This window comes from Xanthomonas dyei, assembly GCF_002939865.1.
Lineage (GTDB): Bacteria > Pseudomonadota > Gammaproteobacteria > Xanthomonadales > Xanthomonadaceae > Xanthomonas > Xanthomonas dyei.
Genome location: NZ_MDEE01000027.1, coordinates 1 through 22,032, shown reverse-complemented (window position 1 = coordinate 22,032; position 22,032 = coordinate 1). Strand labels below are relative to the sequence as shown.

General features: G+C 64.4%; 18 protein-coding genes. 4 read left to right on the top strand and 14 right to left on the bottom strand.

What is annotated here, in order from left to right:
• Positions 1–21 precede the first annotated feature (21 nt).
• The 3 genes from tgt to XdyCFBP7245_RS16280 form a co-directional block, all read right to left on the bottom strand.
• A complete protein-coding gene (gene tgt, locus XdyCFBP7245_RS16290) occupies positions 22–1,167 on the bottom strand; it encodes a tRNA guanosine(34) transglycosylase Tgt (RefSeq protein ID WP_104616589.1) in 1,146 nt (381 codons plus the stop codon).
• Between the two features lie 80 nt (positions 1,168–1,247).
• Entirely contained in the window at positions 1,248–2,318 is a 1,071-nt protein-coding gene (gene queA / locus XdyCFBP7245_RS16285) for a tRNA preQ1(34) S-adenosylmethionine ribosyltransferase-isomerase QueA (protein WP_104616588.1), read from the bottom strand.
• A gap of 327 nt (positions 2,319–2,645) precedes the next feature.
• Positions 2,646–3,119: an Lrp/AsnC family transcriptional regulator gene (locus tag XdyCFBP7245_RS16280; protein WP_386261615.1), complete on the bottom strand. Its 474-nt coding sequence runs from the start codon at positions 3,117–3,119 to the stop codon at positions 2,646–2,648.
• Positions 3,120–3,196: 77 nt separating this feature from the next.
• Between XdyCFBP7245_RS16280 and XdyCFBP7245_RS16275 the strand changes: the two genes are divergently transcribed.
• Positions 3,197–4,693, top strand: coding sequence for an aminotransferase class III-fold pyridoxal phosphate-dependent enzyme (locus tag XdyCFBP7245_RS16275; RefSeq protein ID WP_104616587.1), 1,497 nt, complete (start codon positions 3,197–3,199; stop codon positions 4,691–4,693).
• Between the two features lie 342 nt (positions 4,694–5,035).
• Here XdyCFBP7245_RS16275 and XdyCFBP7245_RS16270 read toward each other — a convergent pair whose 3' ends face one another.
• From XdyCFBP7245_RS16270 to XdyCFBP7245_RS16255, 4 genes are all read right to left on the bottom strand, one after another.
• The gene (locus XdyCFBP7245_RS16270; RefSeq protein WP_104616586.1) at positions 5,036–5,743 is read right to left on the bottom strand and encodes a glycosyltransferase family 32 protein; all 708 of its coding nucleotides are present in this window, start codon (positions 5,741–5,743) and stop codon (positions 5,036–5,038) included.
• A gap of 393 nt (positions 5,744–6,136) precedes the next feature.
• Positions 6,137–7,516: a purple acid phosphatase family protein gene (locus XdyCFBP7245_RS16265; RefSeq protein ID WP_104616585.1), complete on the bottom strand. Its 1,380-nt coding sequence runs from the start codon at positions 7,514–7,516 to the stop codon at positions 6,137–6,139.
• The gene (locus XdyCFBP7245_RS16260) at positions 7,513–8,631 is read right to left on the bottom strand and encodes a phytase (RefSeq protein ID WP_104616584.1); all 1,119 of its coding nucleotides are present in this window, start codon (positions 8,629–8,631) and stop codon (positions 7,513–7,515) included. The genes XdyCFBP7245_RS16265 and XdyCFBP7245_RS16260 overlap by 4 nt, the downstream gene beginning before the upstream one ends.
• The gene (locus XdyCFBP7245_RS16255; RefSeq protein ID WP_170068680.1) at positions 8,631–11,192 is read right to left on the bottom strand and encodes a TonB-dependent receptor; all 2,562 of its coding nucleotides are present in this window, start codon (positions 11,190–11,192) and stop codon (positions 8,631–8,633) included. Before XdyCFBP7245_RS16255 ends, XdyCFBP7245_RS16260 begins: the two co-directional genes overlap by 1 nt.
• A 151-nt stretch (positions 11,193–11,343) precedes the next feature.
• Here XdyCFBP7245_RS16255 and upp point away from each other — a divergent pair, with 151 nt between their 5' ends.
• Positions 11,344–11,976, top strand: coding sequence for a uracil phosphoribosyltransferase (upp, locus tag XdyCFBP7245_RS16250; protein WP_104616614.1), 633 nt, complete (start codon positions 11,344–11,346; stop codon positions 11,974–11,976).
• A 431-nt stretch (positions 11,977–12,407) separates the two neighbouring features.
• Here upp and XdyCFBP7245_RS16240 read toward each other — a convergent pair whose 3' ends face one another.
• Positions 12,408–14,153, bottom strand: a complete 1,746-nt coding sequence (locus tag XdyCFBP7245_RS16240) for a glycoside hydrolase family 9 protein (RefSeq protein ID WP_104616582.1) — start codon at positions 14,151–14,153, stop codon at positions 12,408–12,410.
• A gap of 438 nt (positions 14,154–14,591) precedes the next feature.
• Here XdyCFBP7245_RS16240 and XdyCFBP7245_RS16235 point away from each other — a divergent pair, with 438 nt between their 5' ends.
• Entirely contained in the window at positions 14,592–14,855 is a 264-nt protein-coding gene (locus tag XdyCFBP7245_RS16235; RefSeq protein ID WP_104616581.1) for a hypothetical protein, read from the top strand.
• Between the two features lie 215 nt (positions 14,856–15,070).
• On the opposite strand, the gene ggt is transcribed toward XdyCFBP7245_RS16235, so the two are convergent.
• The 6 genes from ggt to rsmD form a co-directional block, all read right to left on the bottom strand.
• Positions 15,071–16,867 (bottom strand): gamma-glutamyltransferase, encoded by a 1,797-nt coding sequence (gene ggt, locus XdyCFBP7245_RS16230; RefSeq protein ID WP_104616580.1) that lies wholly within the window; start codon positions 16,865–16,867, stop codon positions 15,071–15,073.
• Positions 16,864–17,148: a YfhL family 4Fe-4S dicluster ferredoxin gene (locus XdyCFBP7245_RS16225; RefSeq protein ID WP_104612443.1), complete on the bottom strand. Its 285-nt coding sequence runs from the start codon at positions 17,146–17,148 to the stop codon at positions 16,864–16,866. Before XdyCFBP7245_RS16225 ends, ggt begins: the two co-directional genes overlap by 4 nt.
• Positions 17,139–17,318, bottom strand: a complete 180-nt coding sequence (locus XdyCFBP7245_RS16220) for a hypothetical protein (RefSeq protein ID WP_244907835.1) — start codon at positions 17,316–17,318, stop codon at positions 17,139–17,141. Before XdyCFBP7245_RS16220 ends, XdyCFBP7245_RS16225 begins: the two co-directional genes overlap by 10 nt.
• A 61-nt stretch (positions 17,319–17,379) precedes the next feature.
• Positions 17,380–17,877, bottom strand: a complete 498-nt coding sequence (locus tag XdyCFBP7245_RS16215) for a hypothetical protein (RefSeq protein ID WP_170068679.1) — start codon at positions 17,875–17,877, stop codon at positions 17,380–17,382.
• A 46-nt stretch (positions 17,878–17,923) separates the two neighbouring features.
• The gene (coaD, locus tag XdyCFBP7245_RS16210; RefSeq protein ID WP_055851671.1) at positions 17,924–18,430 is read right to left on the bottom strand and encodes a pantetheine-phosphate adenylyltransferase; all 507 of its coding nucleotides are present in this window, start codon (positions 18,428–18,430) and stop codon (positions 17,924–17,926) included.
• Positions 18,427–19,050: a 16S rRNA (guanine(966)-N(2))-methyltransferase RsmD gene (gene rsmD, locus XdyCFBP7245_RS16205; RefSeq protein WP_104616578.1), complete on the bottom strand. Its 624-nt coding sequence runs from the start codon at positions 19,048–19,050 to the stop codon at positions 18,427–18,429. The genes coaD and rsmD overlap by 4 nt, the downstream gene beginning before the upstream one ends.
• Before the next feature lie 241 nt (positions 19,051–19,291).
• Between rsmD and htpG the strand changes: the two genes are divergently transcribed.
• Positions 19,292–21,196, top strand: coding sequence for a molecular chaperone HtpG (htpG, locus tag XdyCFBP7245_RS16200; protein ID WP_104616577.1), 1,905 nt, complete (start codon positions 19,292–19,294; stop codon positions 21,194–21,196).
• The last annotated feature ends 836 nt before the right edge of the window (positions 21,197–22,032 follow it).

The following is a 22,032-nucleotide window of genomic DNA, read 5'->3' as shown; positions in this document are numbered from 1 at the left end:
CAAGGGCACGGACGGCAGGGCTCAGCTGGTTTCCCCCGGCAACGGCGGCGTGGTGGCGCCGCGTGCCGCATAGAAGGACCGCCGGAACTGCACAAAGGTTCCCGCCGCGATCGCCGCACGCATGTCTGCCATCAGTTTTTCGTAGTACCAGAGGTTGTGCATGGTGCCCAGCATCGGGGCCAGCATCTCGTTGCAGCGGTCCAGGTGACGCAGGTAGGCGCGCGTGTAGCCGCTGCTGCAGGCATGGCAACCGCAGCCCGGCTCGATGGTGTCCAGGTCGCGTTCGTATTTGGCGTTGCGGATGCGCACCGTGCCGAACGAGGTGAAATAGTGGCCGTTGCGCGCGTTGCGGGTGGGCATGACGCAGTCGAACATGTCCACCCCGCGCGCCACGCCTTCCACCAGGTCTTCTGGCCGGCCCACGCCCATCAGGTAACGCGGGCGGTCGGCCGGCAGCTGCGGATGCAGGTGTTCGAGCATGGCGTTGCGCTCGTGCTCGGGCTCGCCCACCGCCAAACCGCCGATGGCGTAGCCATCGAAGCCGATGGCGTGCAGGCCCTCCAGCGAGCGGCTGCGCAGGTCCGGGTGCACCCCACCCTGCACGATGCCGAACAGCGCCGCGTCGTTTCCCAACCCGTCATGCGCATCGCGCGAGCGCTGCGCCCAGCGCAGGCTCAGCTCCATCGAGCGCCGCGCGACCTCTTCGGTGGCCGGGTACGGCGTGCACTCGTCGAAGATCATCACGATGTCCGAATCGAGCACTTTCTGGATCTGCATGCTTTCTTCCGGACCCAGGAACACCCGCGCGCCATCGGTGGGCGAGGAAAAGGTCACGCCCTGCTCGGTGATCTTGCGGCGATGCGCCAGCGAGAACACCTGAAACCCGCCGGAATCGGTGAGGATCGGCCCATCCCAGCGCGCAAACCCGTGTAACCCGCCGTGATCGCCGATCACATCCAGACCCGGGCGCAGATACAGGTGGAAGGTGTTGCCCAGGATGATCTCCGCCCCCAGCGCACGGATCTGCTCGGGCAGGATGCCCTTGACCGAGCCATAGGTGCCCACCGGCATGAACGCCGGTGTTTCCACCGTGCCGCGCGGAAAGGTCAGGCGGCCACGGCGCGCGTGGCCGTCGGTGGTCTGGAGCTGGAACTGAAGTCGGGACATTGAGGGGCCGGGAATAGGAAATCGGGATTGGGGAATCGGAAGAGCGGTTGGCAGGTGGCTGATCGTTCGGCGGACGCGCCTTACGATTCCCCATTCCCGATTCCCCAGTCCCTGCCCCACAACAACATCGCATCGCCGTACGAAAAAAAGCGATAGCGCTGTGCGATGGCATGCGCGTAGGCGGCGAAGATGCGCTCGCGGCCAGCGAAGGCGGAGACCATCATCAGCAGCGTGCTTTCGGGCAGATGGAAGTTGGTGACCATCGCATCGACGCTGCGAATGCGGTAGCCGGGCAGGATGAAGATCTGGGTTTCGCCGGCGAACGGCAGCAGTTCGCCATCGGGTGCGGCATCGGTGGTGCGCCAGGCGCTTTCCAGCGAGCGCACCACCGTGGTGCCCACGGCAATGACGCGGCCGCCACGGGCACGCGTGCGACGCACCTGCTCCACCAGCGCGGCACCGACGTTGAGCCACTCTTTATGCATCACGTGCTGGTCGAGCGCATCCACCCGCACCGGCTGAAACGTGCCGGCGCCGACATGCAGCGTGACGTGGCCGAACTCGACCCCGCGCTCGCGCAAGCGCGCCAGCAACGCTTCGTCGAAATGCAGGCCAGCGGTGGGCGCGGCGACCGCACCGACCTCGCGCGCGAACACGGTCTGATAGCGCTCGCGGTCTTCCAGCCCCGGCTCACGGCGGATATAGGGCGGCAGCGGCAGGCGGCCGGCCTCGGGCAGCCACTGCTCCAGCGGCAACGGGATGTCGAAGCGCAGCAGATAGAACTCGCCGTCGCGCCCCAACACTTCGGCCTGGCCACCCGCATCGAGCGCGATCAGGCTACCGGCCTTGGGCGACTTGCTCGCGCCGATCTGCACCCGCGCCTGGCGTTCGCCCAGCAGGCGCTCGATCAGGATTTCCACCCGCCCACCGCTGGCCTTCTGCCCGAACAGCCGTGCCGGGATGACACGGGTGTCGTTGAAGATCAGCAGATCGCCCGGCTGCAACAGCTCGGGCAGATCGCGCACCTGGCGGTCGCTGAAGTCTGCAGGCGCTTTGGGCACCACCAGCAGACGGCTGGCCGCACGCTCGGCCAGCGGGGCCTGGGCGATCAGCTCGTCGGGGAGCGAATAGTTGAAATCGGACTTCTTCAAGGCCGCAGGATATGTTGGCTGAGTAGTCAGACATTGTAACTGCGGCCGGGAATGGAGAGTCGGGAATGGGGAATCGTAAAAGCGGGCTTGTCTGCGCGACATAAGTTCCGGTCACCGGATCAAGCTCTCACGATTCCCAATTCCGATTCCCCGCCCCTCACCGCTCCAACATCATCGACAGACTCGGCTTGGGCGGCCGGGAGTGGAGATTCGGGATTGGGGGTTCGTAAGAGTAGGATCAGCAGGCCGGAGAGTAGGATCAGCAGGCCGGAACGCGGACGACACAAGCCAGCCCGCTTTTGCGATTCCCGATTCCCGATTCCCCATTCACCGCTCGAACTTGGTCGACAGGATGATCGAGGTCGTGGTGCGCTCCACCCCGTCGATCGCGCCGATCGCATCGGTGAGCACGTCCATCTCGTTGACGCCGCCGACCACGCCCAGCGCAATCAGGTCGTAGGCGCCGCTGACCGAGTGCAGCAGGCGCACCTCGGCGATGTCGCGCAAGGCCTTGACCACGGCCGGCATCTTCTTGGGCAGCACGGTGATCAGGATGTGCGCGCGGATGCGGCCCTGTTCGTAGTCGTCGTGGGTGCGCACGGTGTAGCCGCTGATCACGCCATCGCGTTCGAGCTTTTCGATGCGGCTTTGCACCGTGGTGCGCGACAAGCCGAGCCGGCGCGCGATCTGGGCAGTGGACGCGCGCGCGTCCTCGCGTAGCAGCGACAACAGGCGTTCGTCGGACGGGGTGATCTTCACAATGCGCATCCGGTTCGGCGAATCGACGAAAATACCGTACATCACGCCTAAATTCACGCTGCCAAACGCCGATCGTCTGCCGATAATAGGAAGGACAACGTCAATGCAGGAGATGCGCCATGTCCGTCCTCGCCCCGCTCGCCCCGCTGCGTGCCCACGCCGGCCGCCGCCTGACCGATGGCCTGGACGATGCCGCCATCGTGCGTCTGGCCGCCAACCACCCGGATCTGGCCCACGCCATCAACGCCGCCGCCGCCGAATACGCGCAGGTGCGCGATGACGCTGCCGACCTGCTCGATCTGGACGAAGGCGACCAGATCGCCGCCGTGCAGGACGGCTTCATCAACTTCTACGCCGACGATGCGGTGACGCCTTACGTGGCGCTGGCTGCGCGTGGGCCGTGGGTGATCACGCTCAAGGGCGCGGTGCTCTACGACGCCGGCGGCTACGGCATGCTGGGCTTCGGCCACACCCCCGCGCCGGTGCTGGAGGCGATGGCGCGCCCGCAGGTGATGGCCAATGTGATGACCCCCAGCCTGGCGCAGCGCCGGTTGGACCGCGCACTGCGCGCCGAGATCGGTCACACCCGCGGCGGCTGCTCGTTCGCCCGTTTCATGTGTCTCAACTCCGGCTCCGAAGCGGTGGGCCTGGCCGCGCGCATCGTCGATACCAACGCCAAGCTGCACACCGACCCGGGCGCGCGGCATGCCGGGGCCACCATCAAGCGCCTGGTGGTCAAGGGCAGCTTCCATGGCCGCACCGACCGACCGGGGCTGTATTCGGATTCCAGCCGCAAGACCTACAACAAGTATCTGGCCAGCTACCGCGACGAAGATTCGGTGATTGCGATCGCGCCCTACGACGTGGCCGCCCTGGAGCGCGCCTTCGAAGAAGCCGTGCGCAACCACTGGTTTATCGAAGCGGTATTCCTGGAACCGGTAATGGGCGAAGGCGACCCGGGGCGTGCGCTGCCGGCCGAGTTCTACGCCGCCGCACGCGCGCTCACCCGTTCGCACGGCAGCCTGCTGCTGGTGGATTCCATCCAGGCCGGCCTGCGCGCGCACGGCGTGCTGTCAGTGGTGGACTACCCCGGCTTCGAGCAGCTCGACCCGCCGGATCTGGAAACCTATTCCAAGGCACTCAATGCCGCCCAGTACCCGTTGTCGGTGCTGGCGGTGACCGAGCACGCCGCGCAGGTCTACCGCAAGGGCACCTACGGCAACACCATGACCACCAACCCGCGCGCGCTCGATGTCGCCTGCGCCACGCTGGCGTTGTTCACGCCTGCAGTGCGCGACAACATCCGCACCCGCGGCGCACAGGCGATTGCCAAGCTGCAGGCGCTGCAGTCCGAACTGGGCGGTCTGATCACCAAGGTGCAAGGCACCGGGCTGCTGTTTTCCTGCGAACTGGCGCCGCAGTTCAAGTGCTACGGGGCTGGCTCCACAGAAGAGTGGTTGCGCCATCGCGGCGTCAATGTGATCCACGGCGGCGAGAACTCGCTGCGCTTCACACCCCACTTTGCGATGGACGAAGACGAACTGGATCTGCTGGTCGGTCTGATCGCACGCGCATTGAAGGAAGGCCCGCGCCAGGTGCAGGCCGAGGCCGCCTGATCCGCGCCGGGCGATGCATCGGCTGCGCGAGTGCAGCCGATGCATCATTGGAGTTGCCGCCTGCGACGGGCTGTTCGGTTTGGCAGCTTGGTCGGCACCGGCGGTCGTTGCGCAAGGCATCGACCGCGTTCAAGCAGATGCAAGGCGGTGGCCAAGCCCGCCTCTCATGCCATCCATCGCCCCTCGCACAACAACTGCAAGGCGCAATGCGAAGCCAATCTGGCGTGCAAGCGTTCGCTTGCATGAATCGCTAGCAACGTGCTGTGCGGACCGGCTGCACAACCTCGACCTGCGCCGCCTTCGCCCGTGTCGATGGCCGTGTCACCACAATCCAAGCGCGGATCAGATCGGCACCGCACTCAACTTGCGGCGCAGATAATTGGTCACCGCACGGTGTGGCGATTTGCCGCGCCACGACGCCCAGCACAAGTGCGAGCCGACGGCGATCTGGCCGCCACGATGGCCAAGCCCGAACCAGGTGCGATCCGGATGGAAAGCGTTGCGCGGCGGGAACACGATGCCGGCGAACCGCGCCCCATGTGCGTTGTAGAAGCGGGTGAGTCCGCGCGGGCCGGAGATCATCGGAATCTCGCGATGGTCTTCCAGCGTTTCCGGTGCATGCACGTTGAAAATGTGCGCGATGAACGCGCCCCAGAACGGATGCCCCGCTTCGGAGCCAAAGACGGCATTGCCGATCTTGAAGTCGTCGTTGCCGGGCGCGCCTTCCTCGATGGGCAGCACGCATTGCTGCGACAGCACGTCCGCACCGAGCGGACGCAGCAGCTTGTAGTCGGTGTCGAAGTAGAAACCGCCATGCGCGTGCATGTACGCACAGCGCGCGATGTCCGCTTTCATCACGCCAAAACGGATGCGCTCGTAGCGCTCGGCAAACTGGGGAAACGCACGCCGCATCAGTTCAGAGTTGTCGGCATCGTCCCAGACGTGACAGGTCCATCCGGGCAACAGACGCTGCAAGCGATCGCAAACCCGGCGCTCCTCCCACAGCAGTTGCTTGGTGGGTGCGGTGAGGTGAATGAGTTGGGGAATCATGGGGGGCGACTCGGTGGGCTGGGGGAGCCAGAGCCGTCACCGCAGCACCGCATCGAATCGGGGTACTCGGTCGGCGACTTGGCCGCAGCAAACGTAGTCGCAGTATCGACGTGATGTAATTCACATTACCTAATAATCCAACCTACACTTCATCTATAAAACCTATGGCTTTGCGAAGTTTTGAAACGACGGATAAATCATATTGAATCGCTGATTCAACCTTTCGCCGTCTTGTCATAGTTGTCGCAACAGCTGTTGCAGCAACACTCCTTCAAACACGTGCAAGATGCAGAGATGCGGCATCCACGCCTTGCACGTCGTCGGGGCAGCTGCGCCATCTTCGAGATTGCGCAACCGCTATGCGTCATCCCCCGTTCTTGCGCCCTGCCCGGCTCACTCCCAGCAACGGTCCGCACGGCCCTTGAGCGTGGCGTTGCGCGGGCAATCGCGTGGCGCGATGCGCCCTTGCTCGTGCTCGATCAGTCGCTTGGCGCCGTGCGCGTCGCGCTGCAGTTCGAACGCGTCGTACAGGCGGCCGGTGGCGGTGCGCGATTCGTAGACCAACTGCTGGTTGTCGATGCGCAGCACCTGATACAGCTGGGTGTCTTCGCCCACCGGGCGCATGGTCTTGCGCGCCATGTCCGAGAGCCGGTACTGCTTGGGCCCGGCGACCGACACCACGAAGACCGGCGTGGCCTGCCCGGCCTGGTCGCCGCGCCGGCCGTAGGTGTGGTCATGCCCTTGCAGCACCAGATCCACCTTGTGCCGGCGGATCACCGGCAGGACCTGCTCGACCAATTTTTCGTTCTCGCGATCGGCGCGCGGCGAAAAGAACGGCTGATGGATCAGCACGATCGACCAGGGGTGCGGATTGTCGGCCAGCACCTTGTCCAGCCATTGCGCCTGCGCCGGCCCGGTGCCCAGGTCCAGCACCGAGGTGCCATCGAGCACGGCGATGCGCACGCCCTGGTAGTCGAACCAGTAGCTGGTGCGCGCCGTGGCCGACGGCCCGTTCCGCGGCAGCGCGAAGGTTACCGGCCAATGGCTGCCCAGGGTGCGGGGGGCCTGCGGGGTCTCATCGCCCTCTTCGTGGTACTCGTGATTGCCCGGTGCCGGCGCCACTGCGGTGCCTTCCAGCAACCAGCGCCCGGCTTCGAACCACTCGGCCCATTCGTTGTCGTCCTGGCCGTCCTTGCCGCTGACCAGATCGCCGGCAAACAGCGCCAGCCGCGCATCCGGCGCCGAGCGCCAGGCCTGGCGGATCACCCGCGACACCAGGCTGAGATTCTTGTTCTGGGTGTCGCCGAAATACAGCAGCGTCAGCGGTGTCTGCGCCGTGGCCGCGGTGCGGAAGTGATTCCACGCGCCCCAGGTGTCATGGCCCTGCACACGGTAGGCGTACAGCGTGTCGGACTTGAGGCCGTCGATGTCGGCGCGATGATGGTGCGAGCTGCCATTTTCGCTGCTCAGCGTGGCGGTGCTGGCGCGGATGCGCCGCGGCGTGCCGACGTCGGGCGAATCGCCAGCGATCACCAGCTCCAGCCACGGCTGATCGACGCTGGCATCGGTGCGCCAGGCGACCGCGAAACCGGTCGCAGCGTCCTGCGCGGGCGTGGCGACAATGCGGTCCGGGAAGCCGTCGGCCACGTAATGGGTGGACCCGGCCGGCACCTGCGTATTCGGCTCGGCAGTGCGCTCGGCGGCCAGCGCGTGGCTGCCGGCAAGTGCCATCAACGACAGCGCTGCGTAGCACGCGGTACGCGCGGTGCTCATGGTGCGCAGTCCTTCAGGCGCAGAGTGCGTGCGATGTCGCGCCAATCGAACGCGGCCACCGCCTGGTCATCGTGCAGCGCGTAGAACACGCCGCCGGGGAAGCGCGCATCGCCGCGTTGATCCAGCCACACGCCATCGGTATTGGCGGTGACGCGGCCGGCGAAGGCGCCCACGTGCGCCAGCGTCTTGCGATCGAACACCTGGAACACGCTGCGATCCTTGAACTGATCGGTGGCGATCCAGTAGCCGCTGCCATCGGCGCACTGCAGCAAGGTCAACCCCTCGGCCTGCGCCTTGAACAGCCCGGCGCCCACGTCGCGCCCGCGATAGCGCCCATCCATGCCGTACTCGCGCAACTGCGTGCCCACCGCCACATCTTCTTCGGCAATCAGCAGCCGCGCATTGGCCTCATCGCCGAATACCGACTCGGCGATGCGCACCGCACCGGCTTCGGTGGTGTCGCCAAAACTCTGCGTCAGCCGTGACTGCCAGCCCTGCCCTGCCGCATTCAACTGATAACGACGGAAGCGTTGGCCCAGCTCGGCCAGCGGCGGCGGTTGGTCCTTGTTGGCCGGCGACATGTAGTTGTCGCTGACCACCACCTCGTAACCGCCGTCATGCTTGCGCACCCACACTCCGTAAGGCTCGCGCAGGTCGTCCTGGCCGAACGCGGTCAGCGGTTTGAACTCCGGCAGCGAAAACACCTGCACGCGGCGGTTGTCGCGCTCGACCACGAATACCAGATCATCGACCACCGAAATCCCGTTGGGCCGATCCAGCTTGCCCAGCGCCTTGCCCTTGCCGCCGACCACGCGCAGCCGCTTGCCGCTGTCGCCATCGAATACCACCAGCGCATGCGTGGCCTTGGACGTGGCGATCACCCAGCGGCGGCCATCGGGCGCGATCCAGCTGGCCGGCGAATCCAGATTGTCGGACGGCGTCAATGCGGTGATGAAGGCTTCCGGCACCACTTCATGCGCCACCTTCGCCTCGCTGAGCATGGGATCGGTGAGCAGGGCTTCGTCGGCCTCGCGGTCGACCGGCTTGGTCGCGCAGCCTGCCAATAGCAACGCGCTCGCAAGCAATGTGGAATGCAGCAATACGCCGGTCCGCATCACAGCGCCACCTTCAGGCCCAGCGCATAGGTGCGGCCGTATTCTTCGTTCTGCAGCGTGCGCGAGGGCACGCCCTGGTACAGCTCCAAGGGTTCATCCAGCAGGTTCTGCGCTTCCAGATACAGGCTGACGTGGCTGTTGAACTGATAACTCATGCTGACATCCAGCTGGGTGTGCGGGGCGACATAGATATCGTACGCGCGGCTCTGGCCGATGGTGTCCAGATATTCGCTGCGATACACCGCCGCCACACGCGCACTGAAGCCGTATTTTTCGTAACCCAGATGGCCGCTGTAGATGCGCTTGGACGAGCGCGGCAGCATGAAATCGTCGCCGGCACGATTGCTCAGGCCCGGGTCGAAGTCGCTGTCCAGGGCGGTAGCGCTGGCACCGACCAACACGCCGTTCCAGCCTTCGGGCAGAAAATCCAGCGTCTGCTGCCAATTGAACTCGGCGCCGCGCACCTTGGCGGTGTCGCCATTGATCGAGCGCGTCACCTGCAGGCCAGGAAATTCGGCATCGGTGGTGCTGAGGGTCTGCACGATGTAATCGTCGATCGACTTGTTGAACACGCCCAGCGACACCAGCCCGGTGCTGCCGATGTATTTTTCGAACGACAGATCCAGATTGGTGGAACGATACGGGTTGAGGTCCGGGTTGCCGATGCTCACGTCTTCATCGCCGCGGTTGATGCTCACGCGTGGCGACACATCGCCGAACGATGGACGCGACAAGGTCTTGTTGGCTGCAAACCGCAACACCCAATCGTTGCCGCTGTCGTAACGCAGGTGCAGGCCCGGCAACACATTGGTGTAGCTGCTGGAAGCTTGGCGCGGCGTTACCGTGGCGGCGCGGCCGTTTTCGGCCACGTCCACCTGGTTGCCGGTGGCGTTGAACTGGGTGTTCTCCACGCGGACGCCGGCAATCATGCGCAACGCCCCGATATCCCAGGTGCCCATCGCATACGTGGCGAACACGTCTTCGCTCGCGATGTAATCGTCCTGCAGAGAGGTCTGCACATTGCCGCCCACATCCTGCGGACGTGCGCTGTACAGACCGCCCGACGCCCGCCAGTAGCGGCGCATGCCGTCCGAGCCGATGCTTTCGCCCAAGGTGCCGCCACGGTGCTCCGGTGCGGCGGTGGTCCAGCTGCCCAGATCGATCGCCGGGCCGCGCCGCAGCTCCTGTTCGTTGACGTCCACATCGCGTTCGCGCCAGCGACCGAGCACACCCATCTTCAGGCTGGAATGTTCGCCGTCGAAGCGCACATTGACCTGCGCGCTGTGCTCGCTGTCGTCCACCGTCTTGGGCGCCAGCACGAAGCGGTCGAACACGAAGTCCTGGTTGCTCTGCCATCCGTTATCGGAGAAACCCAGCCGCGGGATGCCACTGCGCTGATCCACGGCAGCCGACAGGTCGTCGCCGTCGTAGTCGAAGCCCGCTTCCATCTCATCGTTCACCCGCTCGGTGGTCTTGGTGTAGCCCACCTTGTAATCGAGCGTGGCGCTGCTCAGGCGGTTTTCGCCGCCGAAACTGATCGCCGTGTTGTCTTCCTTCTTGGTGCGGTAGCGCACGCGCTTGGCGATGCTGTCTGCCGGTAGATCGGCCACGTTGTAGGTGCCATCGCCGTTGGCGCTTACCTGCCCATCGGCCAGGCCGAAGATGGTGCGCTGGCGCGTTTCGGCATCGTCGAAACGGCTGTACAGCGAGCGCAGGTAGTAACGGTTGTCGGCATCCGGGCGCCAGTCCAGATTGAGGTTGGCGCCCATGCGGGTGCGCTCGATGAAGTACTTGCGGCGCTGCACTTCGCCGGCAAACAGGTCATCGGCAGCGCCACCGTCGAAGCTGTCGTACGCCACTTCGGTGTTGTCCGATTCGAACTCGCGGTCCTGATAGTTCACACCCACCGCCACACCGAAGGTGCCGTTGTAGATGTCGCTGTAATTGAACGCGCCCTTGGGGCTGGTCTTGCCCGACAACGACTGATGGCTGCCTTCGATCGAACCGCGCAGCGTGCGCCCGTCGCGATCGAACGCAGAGGTGGATTCCACCTGGATGGCGCCGCCGATCGAATCGCCCGGCATGTCCGGCGTGGGCGACTTCACCACTTTCAAGCGCTCGGTGGAATCGGACGGAATCACATCCAGCGGTGCCGAGCGCGTGCCGTCTTCGGGCGTGCCCATGCTCATGCCGTCGATGGTCACGCTGTTGAGCGACGAATCCAGGCCGCGGATCACCACAAAGCGGCCTTCGCCCTGATCGCGGGTGACGCTGACGCCGGGCAGGCGCTGCAAGGATTCTGCAACATTCTTGTCGGGGTAACGGCCCATCGCATCGGAGGCCACTGCATCCTGGATCGCATCGGACGCGCGTTTGAGATCGACTGCGCGCTCCTGCGCTTCCAGCTGCGGGCGCACTTCCAGCCGCTCCAGATCGATGGCCGCCGCACCGCTGGCTGCGCCGGATGCAGCAGCAGCCTCTGCCGCCTGTGCCTGCGGGCCCCAGCCGGCGGTTGCCAGCGTCAGCGTGATCGCCAGGCAGAGCGGAGTCTTGTTCAACACGAGTGCTTCCCCAATCGGTTAAGAATGGGTGCACACACTATGTCTACGACGTTTCACCGACATGACATATGCAAGCGCGATCACACCCGATGTGTGGCAGCGCCACGCATGGCTGCGGCACACTGTGCGCCTCTCCCGTCTGTCGCTGCCCATGAAAATCGTCGAAGTCCGCCACCCTCTCGTTCAGCACAAAATTGGCCTGCTGCGCGATGCCGCCTTGAGCACCAAGGGCTTTCGCGAACTGGTCACCGAGCTGGGTACCCTGCTGGCCTACGAGGCCACGGCCAATCTGGACACCGAATCGCACGTGCAACAAGGCTGGGCCGGCCCGGTGAACGTGCAGCGCATTGCCGGTGCCAAGATCACCCTGGTGCCGATCCTGCGCGCCGGCTTAGGCATGCTGCCAGGCGTACTGGCACTGATCCCCGCCGCGCGCGTCAGTGTGGTCGGCCTGCAACGCGATGAAGAAACCCTGCAACCGGTGCCCTACTTCGAACGCCTGACCGGCCGCCTGGAAGAACGCGACGCGCTGATCCTGGACCCCATGCTGGCCACCGGCGGCACCTTGATCGCCACCATCGACATGCTCAAGCGCGCCGGCGCCCGCCGCATCAAGGGCATCTTCCTGGTCGCCGCGCCAGAAGGCCTGAAAGCGCTGGAAGCCGTGCACCCGGACGTGGAGGTCTACACCGCCGCCATCGACGACCACCTCAACGAAAAGGGCTACATCCTGCCCGGCCTGGGCGATGCGGGCGACCGGATTTTCGGAACGCGGGTGGAGTGAGTCTCTTCATCGGACAGATCAAAAGCTGATGCGCGCTGGACGATCGCCGATCGCACTGCAACAGCGCTGGTGAGGGAATCGGCGGCTTGAAGCCCCTCTCCCCTCGGGGCGAGAAGGCACCGCTTGCGCGCCATTGGCGCGCGCGCTTTGGAGCGCCCGCGCTGCAAGCGCGGGCCGGGGGGCGCAGTGGGGGTTGGGGTGAGGCTACGTCAGCGAGGACGTAGGCGATTCACCGCTGCCGGCGCGTAGCGACGCGTTTGTCATGCCAGGCATCGGCAGGTTGCTGAGGCGCCCCTCATCCGGCCCTTTGGGCCACCTTCTCCCGAGGGGAGAAGGGATAGCCCCCCTGCGCACGCGCCTGAGATAGCCACTAAATACGGTGATAGAACTGCGGCCTGATGGTGCAGCTTGCTAGAAACCTCAGGCATCCATCAGCGCGTCGAGGCCTCGATGGCCGCACTCACATACACCAGCGGCGCATTCCAGTTGATGGCGACTTCATTGCTCGCGTAACTGCAGGTGTTATCCAGATACGACAGCGCCGGCAACGTGGACGGATACGCCACCTTGCAGTCCTTGGCGTCCTGCTGGCCCGGCTGCGGGCCGCCGGCCAACCAACCCGGCACCGGCGCGTCGATGCCGTCGGCCTCCGAGGGGCGATGGTGGATATGCATCGGCGTGCGCTGGCCTACTCCGGTGACGAACGACAACCCCAGCGGATTACGCCCCAGGATGTAATCCAGATGCGATTGCGCGGCATCCAGCGTCGTCCGTTGTTGGGTCAGGCGATAGCCCTGCAACAGCATCATCGCGCGGTTGAGTACGGCGGAATTACTGCCCCAGACGAAATCCTTGTCGGTCATGGCCAGGCGCCACGGCGATGCCTGCCATTGCTCGGTCAACTGCTGCGCCAGACCGGTGATCTCAGCCGTGATGCGCGCACGATCCGCATGCGCGGTCAGCGTGTCGCGGTGCGCGGCCAGCGACATCCACGCCAGCCCGCCCACATTGCTCCAGCCCGGCACGCTGGCCGGCACGTTGCGCGCAAGCATCGCATCGTAGAAACCATCCTCGCGGGTGGTGACATACAACTCCGCCGCCGCCCACGCGAATTCGTCGTCGACCTGCGCATCGTCATAGCCGCCGGTCCGCACATCGTCGGGCTGGCGATAGATCACATCCGGATGCTGCTGCGCCCAGCTCCAGGCATGACGCGCCGCCTTCAACATGCGCGCCGACACACCCGGATACTGCTTTTCGAACGGCGCATACACACGGCTGGCCGCTGCCATTACAGCTGCAAAATCCAGCGTGGCCGCCGTGGCCTTCATCACCACGTAGCGTTGCTGCTTGGCCTGATCGGGCATTACCAGACCGTCGAACTGCTTGTCGGTGAGCTTGTGGTACACGCCACCATCGGCCGGGTCCTGCATGGCCAGCATCCATTCCAGATTCCACCAGGTTTCCTGCAGGATGCCGGGGACGCCGGGCGCGTCGTTGGGGATGGTCAGGGCCTGCGCCTTGAACAGCGCCGGGTAGTGCTCATAGGCCGCCAGCAAGGTGTAAGTGCTGATGCCGGAGTTGACGATGTACTTGTTGTAATCGCCGGCGTCGTACCAGCCCTTGGGTGCACTGATCACGCTATCGGCCGGACGCGTGGCCGATGCCGCCGATGGGTGGATGCGTACCTGCGTGTCCGGATGCCCGGCCGCACGCGCATAGCGCCCGGCGAACTGCGCCGGCAACGCGGTGCTGGCGCGATTGAAATAGAACGCCTTGAGCGAGGCATCGACCACAGGCTGATACGCATGCGCGTTGATCGGGAATGCATCCGAGGCCGGCAACCCATCGATCTTCAACCGGTAGGTGCCCGGCGCACGCACGCTGGAGAAATCCGCCACCCGCGCCTGCTGCCCGGCCGGCGACCACAGCGCTGGCGGTTGCAACGTGCCTTTCAGCACCGTGCGGCCCTGCGCATCTTCGACCGTGAAACGGTCCGCGCCTGGCGCCGCGCCCTGTGGCAACCCGACCACCGCCAACTTGGCCGAGCCTGGCAGATAGCCGAGTTGATTGACGTGGATGGAGCCGCCAGCGCCATCCGAAACGGACTCGGCGGTACAGGCGGTCGATGGAAGTATCAGCGCAGCGGCGGTCAACAAAGCGGAGAAATTTTTCATACGCCATGGTGGCCGCACTGCAACGCCACGACAAGCCCGACCCTACCGAAGGCGGCCGCAACTGAGCCACATCACGCCAGCCGTTGCATCGCATCAGCGAATGAACTCGCCAACCGGCGACCTATTTCTCTGCGACAGAAGGGGGCCGGCCCAACCGAATCACACGGGTCAGCCGGGATCGTATTTTCCGTTGCAACGTACTGCCAGCCATGTCGCAGTCTTTCAGTGATTGCACCGGATTGACCGGCCCGCGTTCGGGTCAGCGGCATCCACGACGGGAGCATCTCCAATATCCCATCGAATCGCCTGCAATTGCACTCGTTTAGGCCAATCCCGCTTGTCCATCGCCAGCTAACGTGGCTTGGCCTCGATGCACTGCATCCGCCACGAATGCAGCGAGCGACGCCCTTTCATTCCATGGCCTTAAAGGACAACCCAATGAACATCATCGACAGCAACAAAAAACCAATCGCACCTGGCTCACTGGACCCTGAGCAGCACCAAGCCAAACAACGTGGAATGACACGCTGGAAGCCGTTCCTCGCCGGCAATACGAATCCGGACGTCTATCTACTGGACGGCAAGCTGGTAGTGCGCCTGGTCGACAGCGTCGTCGATAAAAAGAAAGGCGACGACGACTACGACGACACCTATACCGTCTATCAAGCCAAGGATGGACATTATTACGGACTACTGAACTAGAGCAGCTAACACAGCTGCCGTGCAGCCGCGGGGCGGGCGCGGCCGGTGCTCGGTGCGGCGTGTCCCACTCGTGCGTTCCGGTTACGAGCACGCCATGCGCACCCACCCAACGACGGCTTGCCAGGTTGCGTTGCTAGCCCGCTCTAATGCTGATCGCTGTCATGGCACGTCATAAAACGCAGAAGGCAGGCGCTAGCCTGCCATCTGCACTCGGATCATTTTGCAGCAGCGCTCGAAGCGTTCTGCGCATCCAACTGCACCTGCGCCTTGCCCACCGGATTACGCGGGTCGCTGCCGCCGCTGAGCACATTGCTGCGCTTGTCCCATTCCACGGTCTGCAGGTTGCCCCACACATGGCTGGACCCGCGCCCGCCTTCTGCAGTATCGCCGGGCAGTTTGAGCGCGTGGCCCATCGCCTGCAGGCCCTTGGCGGTCGTTGGCGAGAACGCGTCGGTTTCGGCGTCGATGACATCCGGCAGCCACTGATGGTGATAGCGCGGCAACGCGCTGACCGCCTGCGCATCCAGTCCTGCGTCGTAACCCAGGATGCCGAGCAGCACCATGGTGATGATGCGGCTGCCGCCCGGTGTGCCCAGCACGATCGCCTTATCGGCCGATTCCATGAAGGTGGGCGTCATCGAGCTGAGCATGCGCTTGCCCGGCTTGGGGGCGTTGGCCGCGTAGCCCATCACGCCAAAGGCGTTCGGCGTGCCCGGCTTGAGCGCAAAGTCGTCCATCTCGTCATTGAGCAGCACGCCGGTGCCCTTGGGGATCAGGCCCGAGCCGTATAGCAGGTTGACGGTCTGGGTGGCGCCGACGCGATTGCCTTCGCCATCGATGATGGAAAAGTGCGTGGTCTCGTCGTCTTCCAGCGGCGTGGGGTTGCCCGACAACAGATCGCTGGGCGTGGCCTTTTCCGGGTTGATGGTGGCACGCAGGCCTTGCGCGTAATCCTTGCTGGTCAGCACGCGCTGCGGCACGTCCACAAAGTCCGGGTCGCCCAGAAAGAACGTGCGGTCGCGGTAGGCACGGCGCATCGATTCCACCACCAGATGCGTGCGATGCACGTCATCGAGCTTGTTCAAGTCCCAGCCTTCCAGAATCTGCAACATGGCTGCCAGCGCAATACCGCCCGAGGACGGCGGCGGCGCGGTGGTGATGGTCCAGCCGCGATAATCGAACTGGATCGGCGTGCGCTCTTTCACCGTGTAACCGGCCAGCTCCGCCGCAGTCCAATGCCCGCCCGCCTGCCTGACGCCAGCGATCAGCTTCTTGGCGGTCTCGCCCTTGTAGAACCCGTCGAAACCCTTGTCGCCGAGCAGCTGCAAGGTGTGCGCCAACTCGGGTTGCTTGAAGGTGTCGCCTTCGGCAATGGGTTTTCCGCCGCGCAAATACACTTCACGCGTTCCGGGATAGCGCTCCATCACCTCGCGCCGCGAGGCGTAACCCTTGGCCATGCGCGCATACACCGGGAAGCCGTCGGTGGCGATGCGGATTGCCGGCGCCAGCGATTGCTTGAGCGGCAGCCGGCCGTGCTTGGATGCCAGCTCCACCAGCGCGGCGGGCAGACCGGGAATGCCGGCCGACCACGGCCCGTTGACCGAGCGGTCGCGGTCCAGTTCGCCCTGTTTGTTGAGGAATTTTTCCGACGTGGCCGATTCGGGCGCGTATTCGCGCGCGTCCAGCATCACGTCCTTGCCGGTCTTGGCATCGTGCAGCAGAAAAAAACCACCGCCGCCCAGGCCCGAGCTGATCGGCTCGACCACTGCCAGCGTGGACGACACCGCAATGGCCGCATCGAACGCGTTGCCACCCTCGCGCAGGATCTGCAGCCCGGCATCGGTGGCCAATGCATGGCCGCTGGCCACCGCCGCACCGGGCGGATGCGCGGCGACCGCAGCGGGCGCGCCGGCGGAAGGCTTGGCGCCATCGGCGGACCAGGCCGGCGCTGCCAGCACCAAGGCCAGCAACAGCAGGCCGCGTGTCGAAAAACGTCGGGAGAAAGTGCTCACGGGACGGGAGGCTCCTGTTCGTACAGTTCGGGGTGATCGCGCTGCAGCTGCATGAGCTTGGCCAGCAATTGATCGTGGGTTTCCGGAATGTCCGGATCCGGGTCGATGCACTCGACCGGGCACACCACCACGCATTGCGCCTCGTCGAAATGGCCCACGCATTCGGTACAGCGTGCCGGATCGATCACGTAGATGGTTTCGCCCATCGAGATCGCCTGATTCGGGCATGCCGGTTCGCAGACGTCGCAGTTGACGCAGAGCTCGTTGATTTTCAGCGACATATCGACGACACCATGCGATGCGGGGCAGCGCGGTTCAACTGCAGGCGCTGGAACGCAACGTACTGCTGCAGGCGGGCGCACATGGCGCGAATCAACCAGGGGAAAACGCCGTGGGCGCTGTCGGACACCGGCCTGACACGGCCGGCTCCGGTGCCGTGCGAAGTCAGCATGCTGCTGGCTCCGCACGCCGCGGCCGGGTGCGCCCTCCCGCGCATCCGGCCTGGTACGGCATTACTTGGCTTCAACGAAGGTGTATTCCGCGCCCTTGGGCTGGACGATGGTCTGCACGCGCGCATTCTCGGCGGCGTCGCCGATGAACAACACGCGCACGCCCTTCATCGAATCCGGCTGCACGTCCTTGAACGCGGCCTCGATCAGGTCGGCCATCTTGGTGGAGGCGGACGAACCGAAGGCCAGCATGTTGCCCGGCTGCACGCCACGCGCCAGCGCGGTCTTGACGCTTTCCAGCTGACGCTCGTAGCTACCGGCGAACTCGGCATCGGATTCCGGCGGCAAGTAGTACAGGAACGGGCTGTTGGTGGTGGCGCCCAGATTCTGGCCGACCACTTCCTGCAGGTACTTCTTCCAGCCGGCGTTGTCGTCCTTGGCCGGGGCCTTCAGCGCTGCCGGAGCGGCAGCGGCGGTCGGCGCCGGCTCTTCTTTCTTGCAGGCGGTGACCGCCAGAGCGGCGATCGAAGCGAGCGCCAAAGCGCGCATGGTGTGTTTCATGAAACTCCTCCCTTTGAAAAGCGTGGTGATGGAACGACAGATGAGATCAGGCCTGCGCGCGGGACTCGCGCACTTGCCGCAAGGCTTCGACCACCGAGGCCGGCACGAAGCCGGAAACGTCGCCGCCCAGCCGCGCGATCTCGCGCACCAGCGACGACGAAATGAAGCTGTATTGCTCGGCCGGAGTGAGGAACAGCGTTTCCACTTCCGGGATCAGATGGCGATTCATGCTGGCCATCTGAAATTCGTATTCGAAGTCGGACACCGCACGCAGGCCGCGCAGCAGCACCCCGGCATGCATGTCGCGCACAAAGTGCGCCAGCAGCGTATCGAAGCCGCGCACTTCCACATTCTTGTGCGCCGCCAATGCCTCCTGTGCCAGCGCGACGCGTTTTTCCAGCGGCAATGCCGGGCCTTTGGACGGGCTGTACGCCACGCCCACCACCACGCGCTCGAACAACGGCGCGGCACGGTTCACCAGGTCGATATGACCATTGGTGATCGGGTCGAAGGTACCGGGATAGACGGCGGTGCGGCTGTTGGCCACGCTCATACGGAAACTACCGGGGCTGGATCGCCGTTCAGTGTAGCAGCGGCCCGGCGATACAGCGCATAGCGCACCTGCCGGGTACCGCCCTCGCGATGCAGGTGCCAGCCGGCCGGCAGCTGCAACGCCAGGTCGGCCGGCGCTTCCAGATACAGCCAGGCCTCGGCGGCCAGATGCGCGGGCAGGCGTTCGAACACGCTCGGCCACAGACCGGCCGCGAACGGTGGGTCGACGAAGACGATGTCGACCTTGGCCGCAGGCGCGCGCTCCAGCCAGCGCAGCGCGTCTTCCTGCAGCACCTGCACCTGATCGGCCGCCTCCAGCTTGGTCACCAGCTCACGCAACCGCTGCGCCAGGCCGGGGTCGCGCTCGATCAGCGTGGCATGCGCCGCGCCGCGCGAGACCGACTCCAGCCCCAGCGCGCCGGAGCCGGCAAACAGATCCAGCACACGCGCACCGCGCAGCCGCGGCATCAGCCAGTTGAACACCGTTTCGCGCACGCGGTCGCTGCTGGGGCGCAGGCCCGGCAGGTCCGGCACCGCCAACCGCGTGTTGCGCCAGCGCCCGCCCACGATGCGCACCTGGCCTTCGGCGCCACGCGGCGCCGGTCGTGCCGGGCGGCTCATCGCAACGCGCCTGTGGCAGGCGGACGACGGCGTAACACAGGTGGCGCAAGTGGCAGCATGGGTCGGAATGCAGGCGATGGCCGCCCATGATACCGCTGCCGCCGGCATGCCCGCCCCGCCCGTCCGGGGCACCTATGCGCCACACCTTCGCGCAGGCACGCCTTGAAAAAATCCGCCGACGGCCTCATCCCCCAGGCCATCGGCCGCAGTGCGGCCCGGACCACCATGGAGCACGACCCCAATGACCGTTGACACCGACAAGCAGACGCTGGGCTTCCAGACCGAGGTCAAGCAGCTGCTGCAGCTGATGATCCATTCGTTGTACTCGAACAAGGAAATCTTCCTGCGCGAGCTGGTTTCCAACGCTGCCGACGCCGCCGACAAGCTGCGCTTCGAAGCCTTGGTCAAGCCCGAGCTGCTGGAAGGCGGCAGCGAGCTGCGCATCCGCGTCGACTACGACAAGGACGCGCGCACCGTCACCATCGACGACAACGGCATCGGCATGAGCCGCGAGGATGCGGTCTCGCATCTGGGCACCATCGCCAAGTCCGGCACCGCCGACTTCCTCAAGCATCTGAGCGGCGACCAGAAGAAGGACGCCAACCTGATCGGCCAGTTCGGCGTCGGTTTCTACAGCGCCTTCATCGTCGCCGACCAGGTGGACGTGTACTCGCGCCGCGCCGGCCTGCCCGCCAACGAAGGCGTGCATTGGTCCTCGCGTGGCGAAGGCGAATTCGAAATCGCCAGCATCGACAAGCCCGAGCGCGGCACCCGTATCGTGCTGCAACTGAAGGAAGGCGAAGATTCTTTCGCCGACGGCTGGACCCTGCGCGGCATTCTCAAGAAGTACTCCGACCACATCGGCCTGCCGATCGAAATGCGCAAGGAGCATTACGGCGAAGACGCCGACAAGCCCGCCGAGCCGGAGTGGGAAGCGGTCAACCGCGCCAGCGCGTTGTGGACGCGCCCCAAGTCCGAGATCAAGGACGCCGAATATCAGGAGTTCTACAAGCACGTCGCGCACGATGCGGGCAACCCGCTGGCGTGGAGCCATAACAAGGTCGAAGGCAAGCTGGACTACACCTCGCTGCTGTTCGTGCCCGGCCGCGCCCCGTTCGACCTGTATCACCGCGATTCGGCCAAGGGCCTGAAGCTGTATGTGCAGCGCGTTTTCATCATGGACCAGGCCGAGCAGTTTCTGCCGCTGTACCTGCGTTTCATCAAGGGCGTTGTGGATTCCTCGGACCTGTCGCTCAACGTCTCGCGCGAAATCCTGCAATCCGGCCCGGTGGTGGACTCGATGAAGTCCGCGCTGACCAAGCGCTCGCTGGACATGCTGGAAAAACTCGCCAAGGACAAGCCGGACGATTACGCCACCTTCTGGCGCAACTTCGGCCAGGCATTGAAGGAAGGCCCGGCGGAGGATTATGCAAACCGCGAAAAGGTCGCCGGCCTGCTGCGTTTCTCGTCCACGCACGACACCACCGGCGCACAGAGCGTGGGCCTGGCCGATTATGTGAGCCGCCTGGCCGAGGGCCAGGACAAGCTGTACTACCTCACCGGCGAGAGCTACGCGCAGATCAAGGACAGCCCGCACCTGGAAGTCTTCCGCAAGAAAGGCATCGAAGTGCTGCTGCTCACCGACCGCATCGACGAATGGCTGATGAGCTACCTCACCGAATTCGACGGCAAGTCGTTCGTTGACGTGGCACGCGGTGACCTGGACCTGGGCAAGCTGGATTCGGAAGAAGACAAGAAGGCGCAGGAAGAAGTCGCCAAGTCCAAGGAAGGCCTGGCCTCGCGCATCAAGGCCGCCCTCGGCGACGATGTGGCCGAAGTACGCGTCTCCCACCGCCTGACCGACTCCCCCGCCATCCTCGCCATCGGCCAGGGCGACCTGGGCCTGCAGATGCGCCAGTTACTGGAAGCCAGCGGTCAGGCCGTACCGGAAAGCAAGCCGGTGTTCGAATTCAACCCCGCCCACCCGCTGATCGAAAAACTGGATGCGGAACAGGACATGGACCGCTTCGGCGATTTGAGCCGCGTGTTGTTCGACCAGGCTGCGTTAGCGGCGGGCGATAGCCTCAAGGATCCGGCGGCGTATGTGCGGCGGTTGAATAAGTTGTTGTTGGAGTTGTCGGCTTAGCCTAGGCAATGGCGACTTAGTGCAGAAAGACCGGCGCTCGCGCCGGTCTTTTTTTGGAAAGCGTGTTACCGTGTTTAAGCAATGACAGTTGCTTGACGCGTAGCAAACGGAACTTCCACAAAAAGGAATTTGAAATGACGAAATTCGTATTGCATTTTAAATTTTTCGCACTCTCCTTAGTCGCATTATTTATCTCAACGATTTCCGTCGACGCGGAAGCACAGGACTCACAGTGCACAAACCAAGGCGGCAAAAAGGTTTGTACGGCGCACGCTGATAACTGGGAGTACATGCTTTGTGATCGACTGGGAGCAAGCGTAGCTGCTTATGCAGCATGGTGTAGAGCACGTGGCGGGGTATACAAAGGACTCTACGCCACTCCTGACTGTGAAGGCGGGGACTCAACAACGAACGAGTCCAATATTGTTCCATTGTCCGAAAATTACTACGCAGAACGGACAGGATGTCCAGCTGAATCGACCGTCGATACCGGCTGGGGTCAGACGTCTCAACAAGATTTTCTTTGCTGGAGCGGCAGCCCTCAATACCAGCAAGGCCAACTCGTTAGTGACCTGAGATTAATCACTGTCTCCGGAAGCTCTAGAGATAGCAAAGGCCAATGCTCCACTCCGGGTGGACAGATCGCATTTGTTGCTAGAAAAGACAGGACTCTGAGATGTCCCATTGGCTTTGAAGCACTATTGGATGCCTCGGGAAATTGGATCGGATGCTTTAACCACAAGGGTGTCGACTCCCCGCAATTCAGTGCCAGCCAAAACTAGAGGTCTGCGGTTAATGTTGATCACGGAACTCGGCGGGCGTTAGCCCGCCCAGGC